This window comes from Bradyrhizobium zhengyangense, assembly GCF_022012435.1.
GTDB lineage: Bacteria > Pseudomonadota > Alphaproteobacteria > Rhizobiales > Xanthobacteraceae > Bradyrhizobium > Bradyrhizobium zhengyangense.
This window is the reverse complement of sequence record NZ_JAKLUA010000016.1, coordinates 98,367-122,031: the sequence shown is the minus strand read 5'-3', so window position 1 is coordinate 122,031 and position 23,665 is coordinate 98,367. Positions and strand designations below refer to the sequence as shown.

General features: G+C 63.1%; 21 protein-coding genes and 1 pseudogene. 11 read left to right on the top strand and 11 right to left on the bottom strand.

The window, feature by feature from the left end:
• Positions 1 to 95: 95 nt before the first annotated feature.
• Positions 96 to 1,680: pseudogene (locus L6637_RS33465) on the bottom strand (caspase family protein).
• 286 nt (positions 1,681 to 1,966) lie between these two features.
• On the opposite strand from L6637_RS33465, the gene L6637_RS33460 reads away from it, so the two are divergent.
• The 5 genes from L6637_RS33460 (at position 1,967) to L6637_RS33440 (ending at position 9,169) form a co-directional block, all read left to right on the top strand.
• Entirely contained in the window at positions 1,967 to 3,322 is a 1,356-nt protein-coding gene (locus L6637_RS33460) for a hypothetical protein (protein WP_237873255.1), read from the top strand.
• 61 nt (positions 3,323 to 3,383) lie between these two features.
• Positions 3,384 to 4,580 (top strand): methionine adenosyltransferase, encoded by a 1,197-nt coding sequence (metK, locus tag L6637_RS33455; RefSeq protein WP_237865050.1) that lies wholly within the window; start codon positions 3,384 to 3,386, stop codon positions 4,578 to 4,580.
• Between the two features lie 118 nt (positions 4,581 to 4,698).
• Positions 4,699 to 6,120, top strand: coding sequence for an adenosylhomocysteinase (gene ahcY / locus L6637_RS33450; protein WP_237873254.1), 1,422 nt, complete (start codon positions 4,699 to 4,701; stop codon positions 6,118 to 6,120).
• Positions 6,121 to 6,279: 159 nt separating this feature from the next.
• Positions 6,280 to 7,740: a flavin-containing monooxygenase gene (locus L6637_RS33445; RefSeq protein ID WP_237873253.1), complete on the top strand. Its 1,461-nt coding sequence runs from the start codon at positions 6,280 to 6,282 to the stop codon at positions 7,738 to 7,740.
• 475 nt (positions 7,741 to 8,215) lie between these two features.
• On the top strand, positions 8,216 to 9,169 hold the full coding sequence (locus L6637_RS33440; protein ID WP_237865047.1) for a UDP-glucuronic acid decarboxylase family protein: 954 nt from the start codon (positions 8,216 to 8,218) through the stop codon (positions 9,167 to 9,169).
• A 106-nt stretch (positions 9,170 to 9,275) separates the two neighbouring features.
• On the opposite strand, the gene L6637_RS33435 is transcribed toward L6637_RS33440, so the two are convergent.
• Together L6637_RS33435 and L6637_RS33430 are read right to left on the bottom strand one after the other, a co-directional pair.
• Positions 9,276 to 10,505 carry a YbfB/YjiJ family MFS transporter gene (locus L6637_RS33435; RefSeq protein ID WP_237873252.1) on the bottom strand — a complete coding sequence of 410 codons (1,230 nt, stop codon included), beginning with the start codon at positions 10,503 to 10,505 and terminating at the stop codon, positions 9,276 to 9,278.
• Positions 10,506 to 10,540: 35 nt separating this feature from the next.
• On the bottom strand, positions 10,541 to 11,251 hold the full coding sequence (locus L6637_RS33430) for an SDR family NAD(P)-dependent oxidoreductase (RefSeq protein WP_237873251.1): 711 nt from the start codon (positions 11,249 to 11,251) through the stop codon (positions 10,541 to 10,543).
• 205 nt (positions 11,252 to 11,456) lie between these two features.
• Here L6637_RS33430 and L6637_RS33425 point away from each other — a divergent pair, with 205 nt between their 5' ends.
• The 3 genes from L6637_RS33425 (at position 11,457) to L6637_RS33415 (ending at position 13,764) form a co-directional block, all read left to right on the top strand.
• Entirely contained in the window at positions 11,457 to 12,380 is a 924-nt protein-coding gene (locus L6637_RS33425) for a LysR family transcriptional regulator (RefSeq protein ID WP_237865043.1), read from the top strand.
• Between the two features lie 153 nt (positions 12,381 to 12,533).
• The gene (locus L6637_RS33420) at positions 12,534 to 12,689 is read left to right on the top strand and encodes a hypothetical protein (protein WP_164936107.1); all 156 of its coding nucleotides are present in this window, start codon (positions 12,534 to 12,536) and stop codon (positions 12,687 to 12,689) included.
• A 145-nt stretch (positions 12,690 to 12,834) separates the two neighbouring features.
• Positions 12,835 to 13,764 (top strand): aspartyl/asparaginyl beta-hydroxylase domain-containing protein, encoded by a 930-nt coding sequence (locus tag L6637_RS33415; RefSeq protein WP_237873250.1) that lies wholly within the window; start codon positions 12,835 to 12,837, stop codon positions 13,762 to 13,764.
• Between the two features lie 83 nt (positions 13,765 to 13,847).
• Here the strand turns inward: L6637_RS33415 and L6637_RS33410 are convergent, their stop codons facing one another.
• Together L6637_RS33410 and L6637_RS33405 are read right to left on the bottom strand one after the other, a co-directional pair.
• A complete protein-coding gene (locus tag L6637_RS33410) occupies positions 13,848 to 14,573 on the bottom strand; it encodes a sulfite exporter TauE/SafE family protein (protein WP_237873249.1) in 726 nt (241 codons plus the stop codon).
• Between the two features lie 3 nt (positions 14,574 to 14,576).
• Positions 14,577 to 15,116, bottom strand: a complete 540-nt coding sequence (locus tag L6637_RS33405; RefSeq protein ID WP_237873247.1) for a Spy/CpxP family protein refolding chaperone — start codon at positions 15,114 to 15,116, stop codon at positions 14,577 to 14,579.
• Positions 15,117 to 15,249: 133 nt separating this feature from the next.
• Here L6637_RS33405 and L6637_RS33400 point away from each other — a divergent pair, with 133 nt between their 5' ends.
• Positions 15,250 to 15,708, top strand: a complete 459-nt coding sequence (locus L6637_RS33400) for a YybH family protein (RefSeq protein WP_237873246.1) — start codon at positions 15,250 to 15,252, stop codon at positions 15,706 to 15,708.
• A 66-nt stretch (positions 15,709 to 15,774) separates the two neighbouring features.
• Here the strand turns inward: L6637_RS33400 and L6637_RS33395 are convergent, their stop codons facing one another.
• The 3 genes from L6637_RS33395 to galE all read right to left on the bottom strand — a co-directional run bounded on the left by L6637_RS33395 (position 15,775) and on the right by galE (position 19,450).
• Positions 15,775 to 16,476 carry a fumarylacetoacetate hydrolase family protein gene (locus L6637_RS33395; RefSeq protein WP_237873245.1) on the bottom strand — a complete coding sequence of 234 codons (702 nt, stop codon included), beginning with the start codon at positions 16,474 to 16,476 and terminating at the stop codon, positions 15,775 to 15,777.
• 36 nt (positions 16,477 to 16,512) lie between these two features.
• Positions 16,513 to 18,318: an ABC transporter ATP-binding protein gene (locus tag L6637_RS33390; protein ID WP_237873244.1), complete on the bottom strand. Its 1,806-nt coding sequence runs from the start codon at positions 18,316 to 18,318 to the stop codon at positions 16,513 to 16,515.
• Between the two features lie 118 nt (positions 18,319 to 18,436).
• Positions 18,437 to 19,450 (bottom strand): UDP-glucose 4-epimerase GalE, encoded by a 1,014-nt coding sequence (galE, locus tag L6637_RS33385; RefSeq protein ID WP_237873243.1) that lies wholly within the window; start codon positions 19,448 to 19,450, stop codon positions 18,437 to 18,439.
• Positions 19,451 to 19,576: 126 nt separating this feature from the next.
• Here galE and L6637_RS33380 point away from each other — a divergent pair, with 126 nt between their 5' ends.
• Positions 19,577 to 20,614 carry a glycosyltransferase family 4 protein gene (locus L6637_RS33380; protein ID WP_237873242.1) on the top strand — a complete coding sequence of 346 codons (1,038 nt, stop codon included), beginning with the start codon at positions 19,577 to 19,579 and terminating at the stop codon, positions 20,612 to 20,614.
• A gap of 211 nt (positions 20,615 to 20,825) precedes the next feature.
• Here L6637_RS33380 and L6637_RS33375 read toward each other — a convergent pair whose 3' ends face one another.
• From L6637_RS33375 to waaF, 3 genes are all read right to left on the bottom strand, one after another.
• The gene (locus L6637_RS33375) at positions 20,826 to 21,134 is read right to left on the bottom strand and encodes a PilZ domain-containing protein (protein ID WP_237873241.1); all 309 of its coding nucleotides are present in this window, start codon (positions 21,132 to 21,134) and stop codon (positions 20,826 to 20,828) included.
• 2 nt (positions 21,135 to 21,136) lie between these two features.
• Complete coding sequence (locus L6637_RS33370) at positions 21,137 to 21,319, bottom strand: hypothetical protein (RefSeq protein ID WP_237873240.1); 183 nt, start codon at positions 21,317 to 21,319, stop codon at positions 21,137 to 21,139.
• A gap of 99 nt (positions 21,320 to 21,418) precedes the next feature.
• Positions 21,419 to 22,507, bottom strand: coding sequence for a lipopolysaccharide heptosyltransferase II (waaF, locus tag L6637_RS33365; RefSeq protein WP_237873239.1), 1,089 nt, complete (start codon positions 22,505 to 22,507; stop codon positions 21,419 to 21,421).
• Between the two features lie 172 nt (positions 22,508 to 22,679).
• On the opposite strand from waaF, the gene rfaD reads away from it, so the two are divergent.
• Positions 22,680 to 23,660 (top strand): ADP-glyceromanno-heptose 6-epimerase, encoded by a 981-nt coding sequence (gene rfaD / locus L6637_RS33360; protein ID WP_237873238.1) that lies wholly within the window; start codon positions 22,680 to 22,682, stop codon positions 23,658 to 23,660.
• Positions 23,661 to 23,665 lie beyond the last annotated feature (5 nt).

Below are 23,665 nucleotides of genomic sequence, written 5' to 3'. Positions count from 1 at the left end.
CTCCGCATCTCTCGCTGTCTCTGGAATACTGGATCGCCCGCCTTCGCGGGCGATGACAGCTGAATGCGTATTGGATAGCGCGCTCGATCGCCGCGTCACTTCTCCGCCAGATAGACCTCGCCCAGCAGAGAGGAGTTCGACCACGGCACCTGTTTGTTCTTCGTGGTCGAGACCACCTCCAGCCCGCACCCGCGTCAGCATCTGCTGCACTTCGAGGCCCGGCGTGCCGAGATGGCGGGACAGCGCGGCGGAGAAGGGGGAGTTGGCGCCTTCGCCATCGAGCGCGACCTGGCCCGGCGCGGTCGCGAATGCGATCAGCGTGCCGGCCCCCAGTGTTGCACCGGACCCGAGGCTCGACGGCGCAGCGAGGCCCGAGGCGCCTTCAATGCCGCGACTTCCGCCAGCGTTTGCGACCTGCTGCGCCATCGGGTTGTTGCGGCAGGCATCGAAGATCAGGATGTTGGTGCGAACCTGGTCGTCGAGACCCGCCATGATCGTGTCCATGTCGATCATGGCTTCGGTCATGCCGCTGCCTGGCTTCAGTGCGACGTCGACGGGAATGAGATAGTTGCGGCCGTCGATCTGCACGCCATGGCCGGCATAGTAGACCAGCGCCACCTGCGCCCGTGCGGCCTCGCGCAGGAAGTCGCGCGTCATCTTCTGCATCGCGGCACGGTCGAGGTCGACGCCCTCCGACACGGTGAAGCCGATGTCGCGCAGGCTCTTTGCGACCGCGCGCGCGTCGTTGGGTGGGTTGGGCAGCGCCTTCACATGCGCATAGGCACCGTTGCCGATGACCAGCGCCATGCGGCTGCCGCGAACGGCCGGTGCAGGTGCCGCGCCCGTCTGCTGCGGCGTCGGCGCTGCCGCCGGTTGCGTCGTCGGGGATGGTGCATCGCGCGGGATCGGCGCCGCTGCGTCCGTCACCAGCGACAGCCGCACCTTTGCGGTGGCCTGATTGGCCTTGCTGACCGCATCGGAAGCCACGATCGCCAGCGTCGCGTTGTAATCCTCGCGCGCGTGGGTGTAGTCGCCTTTCGCTTCATAGGCCATCGCGCGATGGGTGTAGCCGGAGATCAGCACGCTGTTCGGCGGCGTCATGATGTTGACGGGCGGTTTCTCCTTGGCGAGCCGGATCGCCTCGCTGCCATCGGCAATGGCGCGATCGAGTTCGCCCTTGGCGCGCCAGATCGAGGTGCGGCTGATCAGCGGCTGCGGCAGTGTCGGATCGAGCCGGATCGCCTGGTTGATGTCGGCGAGCGCGCCGTCGAGATCGCCGAGCGCCTCTTTCGAAACGCCGCGGTTCAGCAACGAGAACGCCGATTTCGGATCTGCCTTGATTGCGGCATCGTAGTCGGCAATCGCCTTGGCGTAGTCGCGCTTGCCGCGCCAGGCATTGCCGCGATTATGGAAGATGCTGGCGCTTGGCGGGCCGAGCTTCAGCGCATCGTCGAAATCGGCGATGGCGATGTCGTAGTCGCCCTTGTCGTAATAGGCCGAGCCCCGCAAATTGTAGACCGGCTGGCTCGGCTGCAGCCGGATCGCCTCGGTGGTGTCGGCGATGACCTTGGCGTAGTCGCCTTTCTTGTTCCAGCCCACTGCGCGCCAGAAATAGACGGTCGCGAGCTGCTCGCCCTTGAAAACCTTCAGGGCGATAATCTTGGTGCAGGCATCGACCATCTGGTCCGCCGGCGTGGTCTCGGTGGTGCAGAGCGGCCCGAGCTGGCTGCGCGACTGGGCGGAGCAGGGTGCCGACCAAAGGGTCGCGGCGAGCAGGGCGAGCGCGACGAGCAGGGCGGCTCATGGGTAATTCCTTGAGGAGACGTGCTTGTTTGTTGTCCGGCGGCACGTTGGGGTTCACGGGCGCGTCATCGGGTTTGGGGTAAAGCAGGCGGCGGTATTCCCTCGGTGGGCAGAATTTGCTAGGAGACAGGTCCCAACTTACCTGCCCACCGCTCTCCCATTCATGAAGAACGACGAAATCCTGAGCCAAATCACCGAGTTCTGCCGTAAGGCGGACATGGCGGAATCAACGTTTGGCCGGCGGGCGGTGAACGATGGGAAGCTCGTGCACCGCCTCCGCGAGGGCAAGCGCATCACCATCGACACGCTGGAGCGGATCCAGGCCTATATCGCGGCATCGACGACCGGCGGCCTGCCGCCACCGCGGGGGCTTCAGGTTCCCCCGGAAAAGCGCGATCCACGGGGCAATTTCCGTTTTTTCGAGAACCGGCAGAAATATCTGCTGTTCGTCCACACCTGCAGCGAAAAACGGGTGGTCGCCGACCGGGTGGCGCTGGAGCTTTCCACAATCCATCCGCGGCCGCCGGCGCTGCGCATCTTCGATGCCGGGGTCGGCGACGGCACGGTGCTGGCGCGCGTGCTGCGCGCCACGCACCAGCGCTACCCGCACATGCCATTCTATGTGGCCGGCAAGGAGCTCAGTCTCGAGGATCTGCGCCTGACGCTCGAGAAGGTGCCGGACCGCATTTTCGAGCACCCGGCATCGGTTTTCGTCTTCACCAACATGTTCTATTCGGAGGCGCCCTGGCTCACGCCGGCATCGCCTGCGGCAGCTGCTGCGACCGTCTGGCACGAGGTGCCGCTGAGGGGCGCCTCATCGGGCGAGTTCGAGCAGCAGATCGCTGAGCTCCGGCCGTTCCTGGAGCAGAATTGGCGCGCCGCGATCAGCCCGCGTACGGCGATGCCGCTCTACGAGCGGCCGGTCGTGCTCGTGCTCTACCGCGACGACCACCGATTCCTGCTCGATTCGACCATTCCTCGGCCCGGACAGACCGAGGCCAATTTTGACCTCGTGATCGCATCCCAGCCATACCGGGCCCTGTCCTCGGTCAATTTTCGGGCCAAGCGGATCATTGCACCGCTGGCGCGGGCATTGCGGCCGGGCGGCCGCCTGATCGGAATCCACTCCCACGGTCACGATCCCGGCATGGAAATGATCCAGGCCATCTGGCCCGGAGAAAACCCTTTCTCGGTGAGCCGTCATGAGCTATTGCGCGCCGTTAAGTATGAGCTCGGATCGTTGGGCCGAGACCTAAATTTTAATGCTTATGCGGATAACCGTTCGATCTTCAGGTATGATATGGAAGCGCTGCCCAACGAGGTGACGGGTACCATCGGGACCTCGACGGCCTTTGCAGCGTGGAATGCGGCGGTGTATGTCGCTCAGATTGAGGACGACCGGTTGACAGATATGACTCAAAACGGCCGCACTCTGGATGCCGCCAGGGATGTGCTGCGGAAGTACAACGGGCTCTGGTTTCTCGACGAATCCTACGTCATCTCGCGCCGGCGTGATTGACATAATCCAACTGTAAACATCGCAAACGTCCGCCGGTAGCGGTGGAACAAGGGGTTTCTTGATGCGCGCGTCCTATCTCTTCACCAGCGAGTCCGTGTCCGAAGGCCATCCGGACAAGGTCTGTGACCGGATTTCCGATGAAATCGTCGACCTGTTCTACCGCGAAGGGCCGAAAGCCGGCATCGATCCGTGGGCTATCCGTGCCGCCTGCGAGACGCTGGCGACCACCAACAAGGTGGTGATTGCCGGTGAGACCCGCGGTCCGAAGTCGGTCACCAACGAGCACATCGAAAGCGTGGTGCGCGCGGCGATCAAGGACATCGGCTACGAGCAGGAAGGCTTCCACTGGAAGACCTGCGACATCGAGATCCTGCTGCACCCGCAGTCGGCCGACATCGCGCAGGGCGTCGATGCGCTGCAGCCGGGCGAGGTCAAGGAAGAGGGCGCTGGCGACCAGGGCATCATGTTCGGTTACGCCACCAACGAGACGCCGGACCTGATGCCGGCACCGATCTTCTACGCCCACAAGATCCTTCGCCTCATTTCCGAGGCCCGTCACTCCGGCAAGGAGAAGGTGCTCGGCCCCGACTCCAAGAGCCAGGTCACCGTGCAGTACGAGAACGGCAAGCCGGTCGGCGTGCGCGAGATCGTGGTCTCGCACCAGCATCTGGTTCCGGACCTCACCTCGAACCAGGTCCGCGAGATCGTCGAGCCCTATGTGCGCGAGGCGCTGCCGAAGGACTGGATCACGCCGAAGACCATCTGGCACATCAACCCGACCGGCAAGTTCTACATCGGCGGCCCTGACGGCGACTCCGGCCTGACCGGCCGCAAGATCATCGTCGACACCTATGGCGGCGCGGCCCCCCATGGCGGCGGCGCGTTCTCCGGCAAGGATCCGACCAAGGTCGATCGTTCGGCCGCTTATGCTGCGCGCTACGTCGCCAAGAACATCGTCGCCGCCGGTCTTGCCGACCGCTGCACGCTGCAGCTTGCCTACGCCATCGGCGTGGCGCGTCCGCTGTCGATCTACATCGACACCCACGGCACCGGTAAGGTGTCAGAGGATCAGCTCGAGAAGGCCGCCGCCAAGGCGATGGACCTGACCCCGCGCGGCATCCGCAGCCACCTCGACCTCAACCGCCCGATCTACGCGCGCACCTCGGCCTACGGCCATTTCGGCCGCACGCCTGACAACGAGGGCGGCTTCTCCTGGGAGAAGACCGATCTCGTCGAGCAGCTGAAGCGCGCGCTCTGATTCTTGTGCGTCATTCCGGGTTCGTGCGCGAACCCGGATCCTTAAATCCTCACGTCGCTAGTCCGGGGCGCCTCTTCAAGGTGTCCCGGAATGCCCGTTCAACAACAGGACACTCGCAATGAACGCGAAGCCCGGCTTCACCGATTACATCGTCAAGGACATTTCGCTCGCCGATTTCGGCCGCAAGGAACTCTCGCTGGCCGAGACCGAGATGCCCGGCCTGATGGCCACCCGCGAGGAGTTCGGCCCGAAGCAGCCGCTGAAGGGCGCGCGCATCGCCGGCTCCCTGCACATGACGATCCAGACCGGCGTGCTGATCGAGACGCTGGCGGCGCTCGGCGCCGAGATCCGCTGGGTCTCCTGCAACATCTATTCGACGCAGGACCACGCCGCCGCAGCGATCGCCGCCGCCGGCATTCCCGTCTTCGCCGTCAAGGGCGAGACGCTCAAGGATTACTGGGATTACACCGCAAAGCTGTTCGACTGGCACGGCGGCGGCCACCCGAACATGATCCTCGATGACGGCGGCGACGCCACCATGTACGTCCATCTCGGCCTGCGCGCCGAGAAAGGCGACACCGCGTTCCTGGACAAGCCGGGCTCGGAAGAAGAGGAAGTCTTCTTCGCGCTTCTGAAGAAGCAGCTCAAGGAGAAGCCGAAGGGCTACTTCGCCGCGATCGCCGAGAGCATCAAGGGCGTTTCCGAAGAGACCACCACGGGCGTGCATCGTCTCTACGACATGCAGAAGGCCGGCACGCTGCTGTGGCCCGCCATCAACGTCAACGACAGCGTCACCAAGTCGAAGTTCGACAACCTCTATGGCTGCCGTGAATCGTTGGTCGACGGCATCCGCCGCGGCACCGACGTGATGATGTCGGGCAAGGTCGCGATGGTCGCGGGCTTCGGCGACGTCGGCAAGGGCTCGGCGGCTTCGCTGCGCCAGGCTGGCTGCCGCGTGATGGTGTCGGAAGTCGATCCGATCTGCGCGCTGCAGGCCGCGATGGAAGGCTACGAGGTCGTGACCATGGAAGACGCCGCGCCCCGCGCCGACATCTTCGTCACCGCCACCGGCAACAAGGATATCATCACCATCGAGCACATGCGCGCGATGAAGGATCGCGCCATCGTCTGCAACATCGGCCACTTCGACAACGAGATCCAGATCGCGGGTCTGCGCAATCTGAAGTGGACCAACATCAAGCCGCAGGTCGACGAGATCGAGTTCCCCGACAAGCATCGCATCATCATGCTGTCGGAAGGCCGGCTCGTGAACCTCGGCAACGCGATGGGCCACCCGTCCTTCGTGATGTCGGCGTCCTTCACCAACCAGACGCTGGCGCAGATCGAGCTGTTCGCCAACAACAAGGACGGCAAGTACAAGAAGGAAGTCTACGTGCTGCCGAAGTCGCTCGACGAGAAGGTCGCACGCCTCCACCTCGCCAAGATCGGCGTCAAGCTCACCGAGCTGCGCAAGGACCAGGCCGATTACATCGGGGTGAAGCAGGAAGGTCCGTACAAGTCGGACCACTACCGGTACTGACCGGCAGACCTATCGATCAACAACGCGAAGCCCCGGAGCGATCCGGGGCTTTGTTGTTTCGGCGCATGGAATTCAACCCGTTTCGTGGTTTCCGCACGGCTGATTGCCGATTGACGCCCAGCGGCGACGGGCCGACAATCGCCTGTGGCGGAGGAAACCATGCAACAAGAACATTTCGACGTGCTGATCGTGGGTGCGGGGCTATCAGGCGTCGGCGCGGGCTATCATCTCCAGACCAAGTGCCCGGGCAAGAGCTACGTCATTCTGGAGGGGCGCGACTGCATCGGCGGCACGTGGGACCTGTTTCGCTATCCTGGCATCCGCTCGGACAGCGACATGTTCACACTCGGCTATTCCTTCAAGCCGTGGACCGATCCGAAGGCGATCGCCGACGGGCCGCAGATCCTGAACTATGTGCGCGAGACGGCAGCCGAGAACGGCATCGACAAGCACATCCGTTACCGCCATCGCGTCAAGCGCGCGGCGTGGTCGACGAGTGATGCGCGGTGGACCATCGAGGCCGAGCACATGGCGGGCGAGGGCGCCACGGAGCTCGTGCGCTTCACCTGCAATTTCCTGTTCATGTGCGCGGGCTATTACAAATATGAGGCGGGCTACACGCCGGAATTCGCGGGCGCAGCTGACTTCGCCGGCCGCATCGTGCATCCGCAGAAATGGACCGGGGATATCGACTACGCCGGCAAACGCGTCGTCGTGATCGGCTCGGGCGCGACCGCGGTGACGCTGGTGCCGGAACTCGCGAAGAAGGCTGCGCAGGTCACCATGCTGCAGCGCTCGCCCACCTATGTGGTGTCGCGTCCGGCCCAGGATCCCGTCGCCAACAAACTGCGCCGCAACTTGCCGGCGCGGCTGGCCTATCATTTGATCCGCTGGCGCAACGTGATGTGGGGGATGTTCTTCTTCCAGCTCAGCCGACGCAAGCCGGCGAAGGTGAAGAACCTGATCCTGACGGGCGTGAGAGCCGCGCTCGGGCCGGACTACGACGTCGCGACCCATTTCACGCCGCGCTACAATCCCTGGGACCAGCGGCTCTGCCTCGTGCCGGACGGGGATCTCTTCAAGGCGATCCGCGAAAAGCGCGCGGCCGTGGTCACCAACGAGATCGACACGTTTACGCACGACGGCATCCGCCTCAAGGACGGCAGCGAGCTTGCCGCCGACATCATCGTGACCGCGACGGGCCTGGTGCTCCAGGTCGTCGGCGGCCTCGAGGTCAGCGTCGACGGCCGTATCGTCGATTTTGCCAAGACTCTCACCTACAAGGGCATGATGTATGCCGACGTGCCGAACATGGCATCGGCCTTCGGCTACACCAATGCGTCCTGGACGCTGAAATGCGACCTCACTTGTGAATATGTCTGCCGGCTCATCAACTACATGGAGCGGCACAATTTCCGGCAAGCCGTGCCGCACAATGACGATCCCGATATCACCGCACAGCCGTCGCTGGAATTTACCTCGGGCTATGTGCAGCGCTCCGTCGCGAAAATGCCAAAGCAGGGCTCGAAGCGGCCGTGGCGGCTGTACCAGAACTATGCGCTCGACATCGTTTCCTTGCGCTTCGGCAAGATCGACGACGGCGTGATGCGGTACTCCTGATCGCCGGCTGACACTTGCAGCCCGGCCGCAATGGTGCCGGCAATGGTTAAACGATGCTGTCGAAGTGAGTGCGAACATACGCACCGCATTGAGTGGCGGCTGATATGCGCCAAGGCGCACCTCTCGACATGTCGCGGCCATTGTCGATCCGGAACAGATCGCCTCTATATGCACACAGGTTAATGGTGGCGAATGCGGGGTCCCGCAATGCATCACTCCGGCCGTCACGGGCTACGGCTTCTTCGTCGTCTAACCGCGATGTTCATTCGTCGCCTTGGTCTCGTATTCTTGCTTCCGCCCCGGGATACCAGGTTCTGGCAGCGGCCAAAAAAAATTTACAACACTATCGCGGGGACTCGACCATCTGTTATCTCAGCCGAGTAGAGTTCAAGCGCATCGTGGGATTAACTTAACTCATACTCCATCAAACCGGCAGAAGCTCAAAGTTACTACAAGATCGAGTGAGGACCATCCCATGCATCTCCAAAAACGGATACTTATCACAGGCGGTTCAGGATTCCTCGGCTCCCATCTGTGCGAGAGGCTGCTGGCGACGGGAGCGGAAGTCATCTGCCTTGACAACTTCTTCACCGGAACGCGCCGCAACATCGAGCACCTGATTGGTCAGACCCGCTTTGAGCTCATCCGTCACGATGTGACGTTTCCGATCTATCTTGAAATTGATGAGATCTATAATCTCGCGTGCCCAGCGTCCCCCGTGCACTACCAGCACGATCCGGTCCAGACGACGAAAACGAGCGTACATGGGGCGATCAATATGCTTGGCTTGGCCAAGCGTACCAAAGCCAAGATTCTTCAGGCCTCCACTTCTGAAGTTTATGGAGATCCTAGTGTCCATCCGCAAAACGAGGAATATTGGGGCAACGTAAATCCCATCGGGATGCGCTCTTGCTATGATGAAGGCAAGCGCTGCGCCGAAACCCTATTTTTCGACTATCGGCGTCAGCACAAGTTGCGGATCAAAGTTGCGAGAATCTTCAACACTTATGGTCCTCGCATGCATCCCAATGACGGGCGCGTCGTGTCGAATTTCATTGTTCAGGCGCTGCGAGGTGAAGACATTACCATCTACGGGGATGGATCTCAGACTCGCGCGTTTTGCTACGTCGATGACTTGATCCATGGGCTCGTCAGTTTGATGAACACCGATGATCGAGTTACCGGACCAATCAATATCGGAAATCCGGCAGACGTTTCGATGCTTGAGCTCGCAAGTACCATAATCAATATGACTGGATCATCCTCCAAGATTGTGCACCTTCCTTTACCGGCCGATGATCCGCGTCAACGACGTCCAGACATTACGAAAGCGAAGCTGGAACTGGCCTGGGAGCCGAAGACGCAGCTTGGCGAAGGGATTGCGAGGACGATTGCCTATTTTGAAAAGCTACTCAAAGAACTGCCGTAGTTTGTCCGCCCTGTACCAGAACTATGCGCTCGACATCGTTTCCTTGCGCTTCGGCAAGATCGACGACGGCGTGATGCGGTACTCCTGACCACGCCGCCGCCTGCGGTCACGCCTTGCGCGTCGTGAGCGCGAGGCCAAGGTCGATCGCGAGCGCCAATATCACGCCGCCGCCGCCGAGAGCGAACAGGACGAGATAGTCGCCGCCGGTCTGCGCAAAGATCCAGGAGAAGCCGTAGGCCGCAGCCGCCTGGAACAGCGCAAAGCTGGTGGTGGCGTGGCTCCATGTCGCACGCTGCTGCTCGCTGGAGTGCGGAACGAGCTCATGGATGCGGCCGAGCACCAAGGGCACGATGCCCGGCGTGAAGCCGCCGACCACTACGCTCGATACGATCAACGACACCGGTGCTGTGCTGACGGTGGGCAGCAGCACGGCGGCTGCTTCGATCAGAAAGGCTGCGCGCAAGGCCGGGCCGAATCCGGAGCGGTCGCCGAGATGGCCGGTGACGAGCGGGCCCACGATCGCGCCGAGGCCGTACAGGACCCAATAGCGTGATCCGGCCGCAATGCCCTGGCCCAGACCACGCGCCACGAAATCGACGATGAAGACCATGTGCGGCACCAGCGCGACCGCGTTGAGCCCGTACTGGATCAGGAGCGCCCGGGCGGCCGGCGAGGTGTGACGCCGTTTCGTGTGGTGCGAGGACGCAGTATCGCCCCTGGCTTGCGCGGGCCAGTTCCACCAACTGAGGAGTGTGAGGACGGCGGCGAGGACGCCAAGGCCATACCAGCTCTGCGGCAAGCCCTGTTGCAGCAACAGCGGCACCAAGGTGCCCGATGCAGCCACGCCGAGCCCAACGCCCGCAAAGATCACGCCGCCGACGATGCCGCGCCGGCTGGCCGGGGTGTGTGGCAGGATTACAGAAGCAGCCAGCACCATGATGATGCCGCCGGTGAAACCCGAGAGGAAGCGCCAGGCGAAGAACCAGATGAAAGACACCGGAGCAGAGCTGGCAAAGAAGGAGAGGGTGGCGAGCAGCATCATTGCTCGTAACGCTCGGATCGCCCCGATACGGGCGGCGACAGCTCGCGCCGCGAGCGCGCCGGCGAGATAACCGGCAAGGTTCGCAGCACCGAGATAGACGACGTCGGAGGCACTGAACCACTTTGCTGCAATCAGCGCCGGGATCAACGGCGTGTAGGAAAAGCGGGCGAGGCCAAGCCCGACCAGCGATGCGGCGAGGCCGGCGACGGCATATCGCCAAGTTGCCTCTGACGTCGTGCCCGGCCGCTGCTGCGGCCGGGCCTCGTGCTTGGTATTTGCATGGAGTTCGGTCATGTCATCCTCCTGCGCGCACGGGCGCGCAGATGTCCTTAGTGGCCGGCGCTCTGGCCGCCATCGACATGCAGAATCTCGCCGGTGACGAAGGACGCACCCTCCAGATAGAGCACGGCATTGACGATGTCGGACATCTCGCCCATGTGGCCGACCGGGTGCATTGCGCCGTACTGCGCGTGCGTCGACACCGGATGCATCGGCGATTTGATGATTCCTGGCGCCACCGCGTTCACGCGGATGCCGCGCCTGGCGTATTCGATCGCGAGCGACCTGGTCGCGGCGTTGAGGCCGCCCTTGCTCAGCGAGGCCAGCACTGAGGGCACGTTCGAATTGGCATGGTCGACCAGCGTGGTGCTGATCTGGACGACGTGGCCAGACGCCTGTTTCTCCATCTCGGCGATCGCGAGCTGGGTGATGTTGAAGAAGCCCGCGACGTTGGTGCCCATCACAGACGCGTAATCCTCGGCGGTATACTGCGTAAACGGCTTTGCGACAAAGATGCCGGCATTGTTGACCAGCGTATCGACGCGGCCGAAGCGGGCGACGGCCTGCGCAACCACGCGCTCGGCGGTTGTCCGGTCGGCGATGTCGCCGGGAATGGCGAGAACTTCGTCGTCGCCCGACGGCTTGATCGACCTTGCTGTGGCGACCACACGATAATTGCGATCGCGAAAGCCCTGGACGAGGGCGGCGCCGATGCCCTGCGACGCACCGGTGATGATGGCAACCTTCTGCTCGATACCCATGACGGGCTCCTGTTGTTGATCCGTGCCAGCGCTGGCTGGCCAGGGGGTGATCTATGCTGCGGTAGGCCGGCTGCGAATGCGCGCTGTCCGGCAGACACTCTTTCGCGGCGCGCACGAATGCCCGGCCGGCAGCTGGCGGGGAGTTGTCGCGGTTGGGGCAAACGCCTAGCTTGCGGGTGGAATTTCAGAAGGGCCGCGGGAAAGCATGGATCGTCTGGATGCGATGAAGGTATTCGTCCTCGCGGTGGACGAGGGCAGCCTTGCCGCCGCCGGCCGCAAGCTTGGCCGGTCGCCTGCGGCGGTCAGCCGCGCCATCGCCTTTCTCGAAGAGCGGGTGGGCGCCGAGCTGCTGCATCGGACCACGCGATCAATCAAGCTGAGCGAGGAGGGCGAGCGCTACGTCGCGGTCTGCCGCCGCGTGCTGATCGAGCTGGAAGAAGCCGACGACATTGCAGCTGGCCCGCGCACCGCGCCGCGCGGCCTGCTCACGATCACCGCGCCGGTGGTGTCAGGCGAGATGGTGCTGCGTCCGATCCTTGATGCGTTTCTGGACGCCTATCCGACGGTGTCGGCAAAGCTCCTGCTGTTCGATCGCGCGGTCAGTCTGATCGATGAAGGCGTGGATGTCGCGCTTCGCATCGGTCCGCTCGCGGACTCGGCGATGGTTGCGACGCGGATCGGCGAGGTCCGCCGTGTCGTCGTGGCAGCTCCCCGCTATCTCAATCAACACCCGCGAATCGAAGAGCCCGGCGATCTCGCCAAGCATCAGGTCGTGGCGATGGCCCATCTTCCCAATTCGTGGACGTTCAAGCCGCCGAAAAATTCGTCGGCGCCTCGCACGGTCCAGTTCACACCGCGACTCACCGTCAGCAGCACCTATGCGGCCGTGGCTTCCGCCGTCGCCGGGCGCGGCGTGGCGCGGATGTATTCGTATCAGGTTGCCGAGCAGGTGGCGCGCGGCGAGCTCGAGATCGTGCTTGCCGGTGACGAGGATCCCGAGATGCCGGTTCACCTGATCTGTCCGCAGGGACGGCTCACAGTGTCGAAGGTGCGGGCCTTCACCGACTTCGCAGTCCCGCGGCTCAGGAAGCAGTTCGCGCTGCTCAAGAAGAGTCTCGGTGCGCGCTAGACATCGCGGCCGCGGCGCGGCAGCCAATGCGTTGTTTCGCGTATACGGCCGCCCGGCTGAATCGGCGATGGTTCCCAAACAGTTAACGCCGATTTAACGGATGAGTCCTAGCCTGTCTCGGCCGGGGTTAATCGCAAGGCCGAGGTGAGCCCAATGGAAGCCCAGAAGATCGCGGTCGACGCTGTCGTCGCGCTGACCGATTGCGACCGCGACGCCGTCATCGCATTCATCCGCCGGCTCTACCTCGCCGGCGTCACCGATCCCAAGCGCCTGATTTTCAAGGGCTTGCAGGCGCTGTCGCGGGCTTGATTCGGCTAGTTTCGGTCCGTTTCGGCCCAAATCTCTAGTCCCGCGCTCCCCCCAGCGTGAACACAACCCGCCGGTGAATAACTTGCCGGTTGGGCCGGGTCGCGTTAGATCACGTCCCCGGCTGGGTCACTCGGGATTTGGGGAAATGCTGAAACAGCTTTTTGCGCCGCAACTTGTCATTTTGTATGTGCTTGTGGCATCGACGATTTACGTTCACTTCCGCGGCAAGCAGCGGCTGCGCTTTGCGCGCCAGCTCGGCGATCACTCGACCTACCTCGCGCCCTACAATGTGCTGATGTATGCGGGTTCGGCGGTGCCGAACAAGCCGGTGATCTCGGTTGAGCAGTTTCCGGAGCTGAAGCCGCTCAGCGAAAACTGGGAGACCATCCGCGATGAGGCCGTGCGCCTGTTCGACGAGGGCTTCATCCGCGCCGCTGCCAAGAACAATGACTGGGGCTTCTACTCATTCTTCAAGAGTGGCTGGAAGCGATTTTACCTGAAGTGGTACGACGACTTCCTGCCCTCGGCGAACGCACTGTGCCCGAAGACGGTGGAACTGCTCAAGTCGATCCCGAGCGTGCACGGTGCGATGTTCGCCATGCTGCCGCCGGGCGGCAAGCTCGGCGCTCATCGTGATCCCTTCGCCGGCTCGCTCCGCTACCACCTCGGTCTCGTCACGCCGAACTCGAACAAGTGCCGTATCCTCGTCGACGGCGTCGAATGCGTCTGGCGCGATGGCGAGGCCTTCATGTTCGACGAGACCTTCATCCACAGCGCCGAGAACCAGACTGATGTCAACCGCATCATCCTGTTCTGCGACGTCGAGCGCCCGATGAAGTACGGCTTCATGACCGCGATCAACCGCTGGGTCAGTCATCACATCGTCAAGGCGTCGGCGACCCAGAACGTCGATGGCGAGCATGTCGGTGCGCTCAACAAGGTGTTCGGCAAGCTCTACGAGATCCATCTCGGCAGCCGCAAGGTCAAGGAATGGAACCGCAATGTCTACTACACGCTGAAATATTCGCTGTCGGCGCTGATCCTGGGCCTCATCGTATTTTCGGCGTTGAAGTGATGTAGGTAGGGCGGATTAGCGACTTGTGCGCCGTAGCTCGAAGAGCGAAGGCGAAAGCGCAATCTGCCCACCATTCTCCGCACTCATCTGGCAGCGAACGCTACGAGCTGAACGCCAGCGGAGCCAAGGACAGTGGCAAGAACGTAGCGTGTTGCCGTTTGCGAGAGCCATCGCAACCCTATCGTGGTTCCGGCTATCGCGCCGGCGAGCGCGCCCAGTGCATACAGCCAAGTTTGGGATGACGGTACCTGTCCAACGTGGATCGCCCCGACCAATCCGATGGCGGAGTTTCCGAGGATGAAAGGCGCGGAGAGCGCCGCGGTCTGTTTGGGTGATGCCCAGCGCATTCCAACCAAAATGGGAGCTAGGAACACGCCACCGCCGACGCCGGTTAGCCCCGAGATGAAGCCGACGCCGGCGCCCGTCAATATTGCGGCCCCGAGTGGCGTGGCTCGATCCGGCAAATCTTCGTTTCTCCGTCCGATCACCAGGACGATAGCGGCGAGCAGGAGCACGATTCCCGTGATGGTGTGGTAGATATCATCGGCCAGAACGATGGATGCGCCCGCCAGAGTGGTTGGCAGTGAGGCGATCAGAAGTGGCTTCAGCTTGGCCCAGTCGATATGGCTGCCGCGATTGAATAGCCACGTGGAACAGGTAGCCGCAACGATATTGAGCAACAGGGCAGTTGGCCTCATCTCGTTTGGGGGAAACGAGGCAAAGGCCATGAGCGCAAGAAATGCTGTTCCGCCCGCTTGACCTACTGTCGCATAGAGAAGCGAAATTGCAGCGAAGAATGCCGTCAGCATTTTCTAGTGATGATGCCTGTGTCCTTCGGAACCGATGGGGTGCTGATAACCTCGCAGTTCGGCATATCGCTGCATTTGACTCTGATTGAGCAAAGCTGCGGTCGTCAGATGATATTTGAGGTGGCTTTCACGCAGCTGCGCCTGGGTTTCGGAAATGGCAGCGATGGTGGCTTTGAGCGATTCCGGTGTCACCGCACGAGCCGAGAAAAGCTGATCCAGTTCCCTCTCTTGCTCGACGAGCTTGTTGCCTAGCGGGACCGTCTCTTGCTTCATGGCGTCGTAGAGTTTCTGAACTCGAAGACGTTGATCCGAAGTCAACTCAAGGCGATCACCGAGTTCGAGAACATGGCTCGGGCCGGGGTATCCATTTAGTTCAGCGGCCAGCGCCAAGCCCATTCCGCGTCCGCTCAGCAGATCGTCGATCTGCTGTCGCGACAGCGCCTTGACGGGACGTTGCTCAAGACCGGCATAAGGCTGGTCCGACTGCGCGTCGGCAGCATTGCACATGATGACAAGCGTGGCCGCAAGCAGAAGGCGTCTCATGAGTCTCACTCCGTAAGGTCGGCCGGTTTGCTGATCGATTTCCGCCGGTGCTATCGATGCAGCATATCTTGCTGGACGGTTCGTCCCGTGGCAACAAGATTGCCTGAGCGAGTTGCCAAATATGGAGCAGGCAATGGCCCCGCTGCCACTTGCGAACACCGAGATCGTTCAATTCTTTCGGCAGTGGCTGGAGACCTTTGCGGGCTATGTCCGCGAGGTCGACTACGCCTCGGCTCGGCCGCTCTTTCACCCAGACGTACTCGCCTTCGGCACGCACAATGACGTCATCCCGGGGCTTGATCAGTGGGTCACTACGCAATGGAATAGCGTCTGGCCGAAGACCACGGACTTCCGCTTCGTGCTCGACCAGACCTCGATCCTCGCGTCGGCCGACGGCACGATGGCGACCGTGATCGCACCATGGACGAGCTCAGGCTATCATCCCGATCGCAGCGCGTTTCCGCGCCCTGGCCGCGCGACCATGATCTTTTCGCGGAATGGCGATGGCTGGCTGTGTGTTCACTCTCACATGTCGCTCAATCGCGGTGTGCCGCAGGCGAGCCACGCGAATCGGCCGGTGAAAGCCTGGTAGAAAGATCGAACTAAAAAGGGCCCCGGACAATGTCCGGGGCCCTTTTGATTTCGGGATGTTGGAGGCCTATTCCGGCTGGCCGATCGAGACCTTCAGCGTGCCGACGCCGTCGACGCCGCATTCGAGCTTGTCGCCAGGCTGAAGCTGCGACACGCCGGCCGGCGTGCCCGTCATGATGATGTCGCCGGCGGCGAGCTTCACCTGCTGCGAGAGCTGCCAGATGATTTCAGGCACATTCCAGATCAGCTCGGTAAGGTCGCCCTTCTGCGCTTCCTTGCCGTTGACAGTGAGCCAGATCTTGCCTTTGGAGGGATGGCCGATCTTCGAGGCCGGCTGCACCGCGGAGCAGGGCGCCGAACCATCGAACGACTTGCCGATCTCCCACGGACGCTCCTTCTTGCGCGAGGCGATCTGGAGGTCGCGGCGGGTCAGGTCGATGCCGACGGCATAGCCGTAGACGTGATCGAGCGCCTTGTCGGCAGGGATGTTCAGCCCGCCGCTCTTCATCGCGACGACGAGCTCGACCTCGTGATGCAGATCCTTGGTCAGCGGCGGATAGGGAATGGCGGCGCCATCGGGCACCAGCATGTCGGCGTGCTTGGCGAAGAAGAACGGCGGCGCGCGTTCGTCATTGCCCATCTCGCGGATGTGCTCGAGATAGTTACGGCCGACGCACCAGATGCGGCGCACCGGATAGCGGCCGCTCTCGCCGACGACAGGGAGCGAAGCCTGGGGCGGAAGCGGAATCACGTAGGATGCGGCGTTCATGAGGCGGTCTCGCTGCTCTTGAGGTGGAAGGGAACTCTATGCGGTTGCGCTGATCGGCGCCAGCGCCAAGCCTGTGTCGTGGTTTTGAAGGCGGAAGAACGAAGCATAGCGGCCCGAGCGGCGCAGCAAATCGTCATGCCGGCCCTGCTCGACAATCTCGCCGCCCTCGACCACCAGGATCGCATCGGCGCGCATGATGGTGTGCAGGCGATGCGCGATCACGATGGTGGTGCGGCTCTGGCAGAGATGCTCGATCGCCTCCTGCACCTGCCGCTCGGATTCGGAATCGAGCGCGGCGGTTGCTTCGTCGAGCAGGATGATCGACGCGTTCTTGATCAGCGCACGCGCCACCGCAATGCGCTGGCGCTGGCCGCCGGAGAGCTGCGTGCCGTGCTCGCCGACCGGCGTGTCATAGCCGAGCGGGAAGCTCGTGATGAAATCATGCGCGCAGGCGGCCTTTGCGGCCTCGATGATCTCGTCCTCGCTTGCGCCCGGCTTGCCGAAGGCGATGTTGTTGCGAATGGTGTCGCGGAACAGATAGACGTCCTGGCCGACATAGGCAGTCTGCGCCCGCAGCGATTTGCGCGAGACCGCGCCGATCGACTGGCCGTCGATGACGATGTCGCCTTGCGTCACCTCGTAGAAGCGCAAGAGCAGCGCCAGCACGGTCGACTTGCCGCCGCCGGAGGGGCCGACCAAAGCGGTGACCTTGCCGGGCTCGGCAACGAAGCTCATGCGGTTGAGCACCGTCTCGCCATTGCGATAAGAGAAGCTGACGTCGCGCAGCTCGATGCGGGCGTCGGAGAGCTTCAGCGCCGGCTTGTCGTCGTCGGAGTGCTCGCTGGCGGGGCTGTCGACGACTTCGAGCAGCATGCGCGCGCCGACGAGCTGGCTGTTCAAATCGATGTTGAGCCGGGCCAGCCGCTTGGCGGGCTCGGTCGCCATCAGGAACGCCGTCATGAACGAGAAGAACGCGCCCGGCGTGGCGTTGAGCGCGACCACGCTGTAGCCGCCGTAGAGCAGGCAGCCGGCGACCGCGAAGCCGCCGAGCATCTCCATCAGCGGATTGGAGCGATTGGCGACGCGGGCCATCTTGTTGGCGTTGCGCTCGACGATCGCGATGTTCTCGTCGATACGCTCCTGCATCGTCGCTTCGAGCGTGAAGGCCTTCACGGTGCGGATGCCCTGCAGCGATTCCTGCATCGTCTCCATGATGTCGGCGGTGCCGGTGAACTGGTTGTAGGCGAGGCCCTTGATGCGCTTGACCAGCTTGCGCAGCACCAGCATCGCCGGCGGCACTGCGACGAGGCCGATGAACGACATCAGCGGATCCTGCCACACCATCACGCCGATCATGGCCACCAGCATCAAGAGATCGCGGCCGATGGCGTTGACCAGCATGTTGAGCACGTCAGTGATGGATTTGGCGCCGGCTGTGAGCCGCGCCAGGAATTCGGACGAATGCCGCTCGGAGAAGAAACCGACGCTCTCGCGCATCAGTTTTGCGAACAGCTGGCGCTGGTTGTTGGCGAGGATGGCGTTGCTGATCTTGGTCAGGATCACCATGTGGCCGTAAGTCGCCACGCCCTTGATGAACAGCAGAATCACCGTGATGCCCGAGAACATCGCGATGCCCGGGATGTTCTTGTCGACATAGGCCTGGTTGATGACCTGGCCAAGCACGTAGGTCGCGCCTGCGGTCGCGCCCGCGGCAGCCGCCATGAACGTGAAGGCAATGACGTAGCGCCGCCAGTAGACGACCCCCTGTTCCATGACCAGGCGGCGAATGAGGACCATCGCCGCATAGGGATCGTCGGTGATTTTCTTTGGAAACTGGGCCATCCGTAGTCCATTGACGGCGCAGGGAAAAGCCTGCCCGCGCGTCAGGGATCGAATGGCCTCTGTGCCCGCTAAAGCTCCGCTTTTCAAGCCCAATTAAGGGCTTGCACAGGATGCGATTTTAGGCCGAGGCGGCTTGGCGGAGCTCGCCATGGCGCTCCCGGAACAGCTTGTCCTCCCAGGCCAGCGCGTGGGCCGCGATGGTCTCGAGGTCCTCGTATTGCGGCTTCCAGTCGAGCAGGCCGCGGATGCGGCTGGTGTCGGCGACCATGGTCATGATGTCGCCGGGCCGGCGCGGGGCGTATTGGACGGCGAAGCTGCGGCCCGACACCCGGCGCACGGCGTCGATGGTCTCCAGCACCGAATAGCCGCGGCCATAGCCGCAATTCAACGTCGTCGAGGCGCCGCCATTGCGCAAATAGGCCAGCGCCGAGCGGTGCGCCTGCGACAGGTCGGTGACGTGGATGAAGTCGCGAATGCAGCTGCCGTCGGGGGTCGGATAGTCGGTGCCGAACACGTCGATCTTGGCGCGCTGACCGGTCGCGGCCTCGACCGCGATCTTGAGCAGATGCGTGGCGCCGACGGTGGCAAGGCCGATGCGCGCCTGCGGATCGGCGCCGGCGACGTTGAAGTAGCGCAGGGTCACGTACTGCATGCCGTAGGCGGCGGCGACGTCGTGCAGCATGATCTCGGTCATCAGCTTCGACGAGCCGTAAGGCGACAGCGGCCGCGTCGGCGCGTGCTCGGGCACCGGCACCAGGTCGGGATTGCCGTAGACGGCGGCGGTCGAGGAGAAGATGAAGCGGCTGATGCCGCGCTTCACCGCGACGTTGAGCAAATTGCGCGCGGTCATGAAGTTGTTGCGGTAATAGCCGAGCGGATCGCGCATCGACTCCGGCACGACCACCGAGCCCGCGAAATGGATGATGCTCTCGATGTCGTGCTGGGCGATGACGCCTTCGACCAGGTTCTCGTCGCCGGCATCGCCGATGAACAGCGGCACGCCTTCGGGTAGATAGGTGGAGAAACCCGTGGAGAGATCGTCGATCACGACGACGTCCTCGCCGGCTTCCGCCAGCGCTAGGACCGTGTGACTTCCGATATAGCCGGCGCCGCCGGTGACTAGCACAGTCATGGTCTCACCCGTCATCGATCAACGCGCCAAGTTAACGTTTGCGCGGTGAAGAGGGGGTTTCGGCCCGGCTGAACTGGTCACTATGCTTAATGTTGCGTATAGGGGACGCACCAAACGGAGCATGACGTGGCGAATTCCCCGGACGATCTGCAAGTGATCGTGCCAAATCTGCACAGGCGCTATTCCGGGGTCACCGCGACCAACCGGATGGTGGCGCCGCGGCTGGCAAAGCTCTATCGCGCCGGCTGGTTCGGCTCCGATGCGCCGGAGGGGATTGCGCGGCTTGGCGTCGGCGATGTCCTGAAACTATGGCGCCGCAACAGGCCCATGATCTGGCACGCGCGGCGCAACAACGAGATGATCGTGGGCGTCTTGCTGCGCGCGCTGGGCTGGCCGTTCAAGCTGGTCTTCACCTCGGCGGCGCAGCGTCATCACACCTGGATCACGCGCTGGCTGCTCCGCCAGATGGACGCGATCATCGCGACCTCGGACATCTCCGCCTCGTTCCTGAAAGTGCAATCGACGGTAATCCCGCACGGCGTCGACACCGATGTCTACGCGCCTCCGGTCAATCGCGCCGCAGCGTTCGCGGAAAGCGGCTTGCCCGGCCGTTACGCCATCGGCTGCTTCGGCCGCGTCAGGGCGCAGAAGGGCACTGATGTGTTCGTCGATGCGATGTGCCTGACGCTGCCGCGCTATCCTGACTTCACGGCTGTCATCGTCGGCCAGGTCACGGCCGAACAGACGCCGTTTGCGAACGACCTGAAGAAGCGCATCGAGGCGGCTGGCCTGCAATCGCGCATCGTCATCACCGGCGAGCTTCCGATCGAAGAGGTGCAGCGCTGGTATCAGCGGCTGACGATCTACGCCTTCACCTCGCGCAACGAAGGTTTTGGCCTGACGCTGATCGAAGCGATGGCGACCGGCAGTGCGCTTGTTGCCGCGCGTGCAGGCGCCGCGACGCTGGTGGTCGAGGATGGCGTAAGCGGCGTGCTGATCCCGACCGGCGATGCGGAGGCGCTGGCGGCGGCGCTGGAACCGCTGATGCGCGACGTCGCTGCAGCGACGGCGATGGGCGAGCGGGGGCGCGCTCGGGTGCTCGAGAAGTTCAGCCTCGATGCCGAGGCGGTCCGGATCGGCGAGATCTATCGTCCGCTGCTCTGAGCCGCTTTTCCAAAAAGCGAAAACAACCCCATGCACAGTAGCCGGCGCAGATGGCTTGCCGGACGCGCACGGCCAAAATTCGAATTTTACGAAAGTTGTTTGACCTGTCGGGCAAAACAGGTGTAGATTGACATCATCCCAAGATCACCGCCGACATTTCGCCGGCGCGCCGCGCACGCGAATTTCGGCAAACCCAATCGTCACGCTTTGATCAAGCCGGCATCTCGCGGCTAGACCTCTTCCGGGCCTTCTGCCGCAAGAAGCTGACCTCGAGCTCGTCGCCGTTGATGCGGTCGAGCTGGCATCGTTGATAGGCAAGTCCGGTCGAGGAAAGGAGAAGGAAGAACTCGGTCAGCGCCAGGCCCTCAATCGACGTCTCGATGCGAAGGGTGGCGTCGCTTTCCGATACGTCTTTGACCAGGCAGGGGCGGCGCCAGGTGCCGTCGATCGACATCATCTGCGCCGACAGCGGCCGCTCGAACGAAACGCGCTGGCTCTCGCGCTCTTTCTCCTTGAGCATGCCTACCGCTTCATCTGCGGCTGCGAATGCCGGCCCGCGAGTCCTGGCGCGGCATGCGGCACCGGATGAAGCCTGCGCTCGTAGGTGTCGGCAAGATCGAGCAGACGCTTCCGGGTGAACGAGTCCGCTTTCGCCGCGAGCTCGCGGATGTCTTGAGCGCGCCCTCTGATGAAGTCTTCGTCCATTGGCTTTTTCCCCTGAAGCGAGAGGATGCCAATTCTTCCCGAGGGTGTATCCAACATAAGTTAGGTTCGGCGCGACGTCCGGCAAAAGCCGTCGATCGCTCAGCTCTCAGCCTGCTTGCCAGCCTCGCTCAGCACCTGCTGCGCAATCCCCACCACGTCGCTTGCCGCGATGTCTCGCATGCAGCGATGATCGTTCATCTTGCAGACCGTGCTCTGGCAGGGCTGGCACGACAGCACGCTCTTGGTCTGCACGACCGTCGCGGCAAGGCCGTTCAATGGCGCCCAGAGATAGGGGCTGGTCGGGCCGAAAATGCCCATGGTGGGCGTGCCCAGTGCGGCCGCGATATGCATCAGGCCTGAATCGTTGGAGATGGCGACGCCGGCCGCCGCCATGGCGAGGACGCCGTTGCGCAAATCGTTGCCGGTGAGGTCGCGCACGCCGGGGCCACCAGCGGTCCCCGGGCCGCCGGCTGCGACGATCTCCTGCGCGAGGCCCTTTTCCGCGGGACCGCCGACCACCCAGACTTCGAGGCCGCGCTCGACCAGCAGGCGGGCGGCCTCCGGATAGGAGGTCCAGCGTTTCGACACTCCGACCGAACCGGGAGCGAGCGCCACGGCCGCGCCGGCGCTGAGGCCGTTGGCCTGGCACCAGCGGGCGATCTCCTCAGGCGGAACCCGCAATTGCGGCACCGGCCATTCCGGGGGCAGCGGCGCGCCGTCCGGTTGCGCCAAAGCGGCATTCTCGTCGATGAAGCGGGGGAGCTTGCTCTCGCCCCAGCGCCATCGATTGATCAGTCCGAACCTGAATTCGCCGACCCAGCCGACCCGTTCGGGGATGCCGGCCAAGGTCGGCGCAATGGCGGCCTTCCAGGTGCGGGGTAGCACCAAGGCCGTGCCGTAGTTCCGCTCGCGCAGGAGTTTTGCGAGGCCGAACTGGCGGCGTAGCGCCAGGCGGCTGCGGGGCAGGTCCCAGACGATGCCGGCGCGCACGCCGGGCATGTAGTCGACCAGGGGAGCGCAAAGGGGCGTGGCGAGGAGATCCACCGGCCGGTTCGGCCATCGCTCCTTCAGGACCCTGACCACGGTGTGATTCCGGACGAAATCACCGATCCACATATAGGGGATGATCAGAATCGGGCGTGTGTCGCTCCGCTCCTCATTCCCGCCAAGATGCGAATCAATATTCATTCGTTAATTGGACCGCTATGCTCTCGATGTGGCGGTTCGGTAGCCGCTCCGGGCCGGCAGGTAAAGCTGGGAGAGGGCGAGTCCAAATGCGTCCGCCCAAAATGCTTACACTTTGGCAGATGATGCGCTACGGCAGGTATCGGGCCGCACAAGATCGGGCAGGGTGGTTGGAATGTTGCTGGTGACCGGCGGGGCCGGTTTTATCGGATCGAATGTGGTCGCCGCGCTCAACGATTCCGGCCGCAGCGACGTCGTGGTCTGCGACCTCCTCGGCAGCGACGGCAAGTGGCGCAATCTCGCCAAGCGACAGCTTGTGGATATCGTGCCTCCGGCCGAGCTCTCCAACTGGCTGAAGGGCCGCAAGCTGGATGCCGTGATCCATCTGGGGGCGATTTCCGAGACCACCGCGACCGACGGCGATCTCGTGATCGAGACCAATTTCCGCTTCTCGATGCGCCTCTTGGACTGGTGCACGGAGGGTGCGGTGCCGCTGATCTACGCGTCGTCGGCCGCGACCTATGGCGACGGTGCGGAAGGTTTTGACGACGATGCCTCGCTGGCGGCGTTGAAGAAGCTGCGGCCGATGAATCTCTACGGCTGGAGCAAGCAGCTGTTCGATCTGGCGGTCGCCGAGCGCATCGCGCGGGCTGAGAAACTGCCGCCGCAATGGGCCGGTCTGAAATTCTTCAACGTGTTCGGCCCCAACGAATACCACAAGGGTTCGATGATGAGCGTGCTGGCGCGCCGCTTCGACGACGTCAAGGCGGGCCGCGTGGTGCAGCTGTTCAAGTCGCATCGCGACGGCATCGCCGACGGTGACCAGCGCCGCGATTTCATCTATGTCGACGACGTCGTGCGCGTCATCCTGTGGCTGCTGGCGACGCCTAAAGTCTCCGGCCTTTTCAATGTCGGCACCGGCAAGGCGCGCAGCTTCAAGGACCTGATGCTGGCTGCCTATGCCGCACTCGGCACAAGGCCCAACATCGACTATGTCGACATGCCCGAGCAGATCCGGGGTGCGTACCAGTATTTCACCGAGAGCAAGGTCGATCGTCTTCGCCGCGCCGGCTATAACGGCGGCTTCACGGCGCTTGAGGACGCGGTGAAGGCCTATGTCGGGGACTATCTCGACCGGCCCGACCGCTTCCGTTAAGGCCA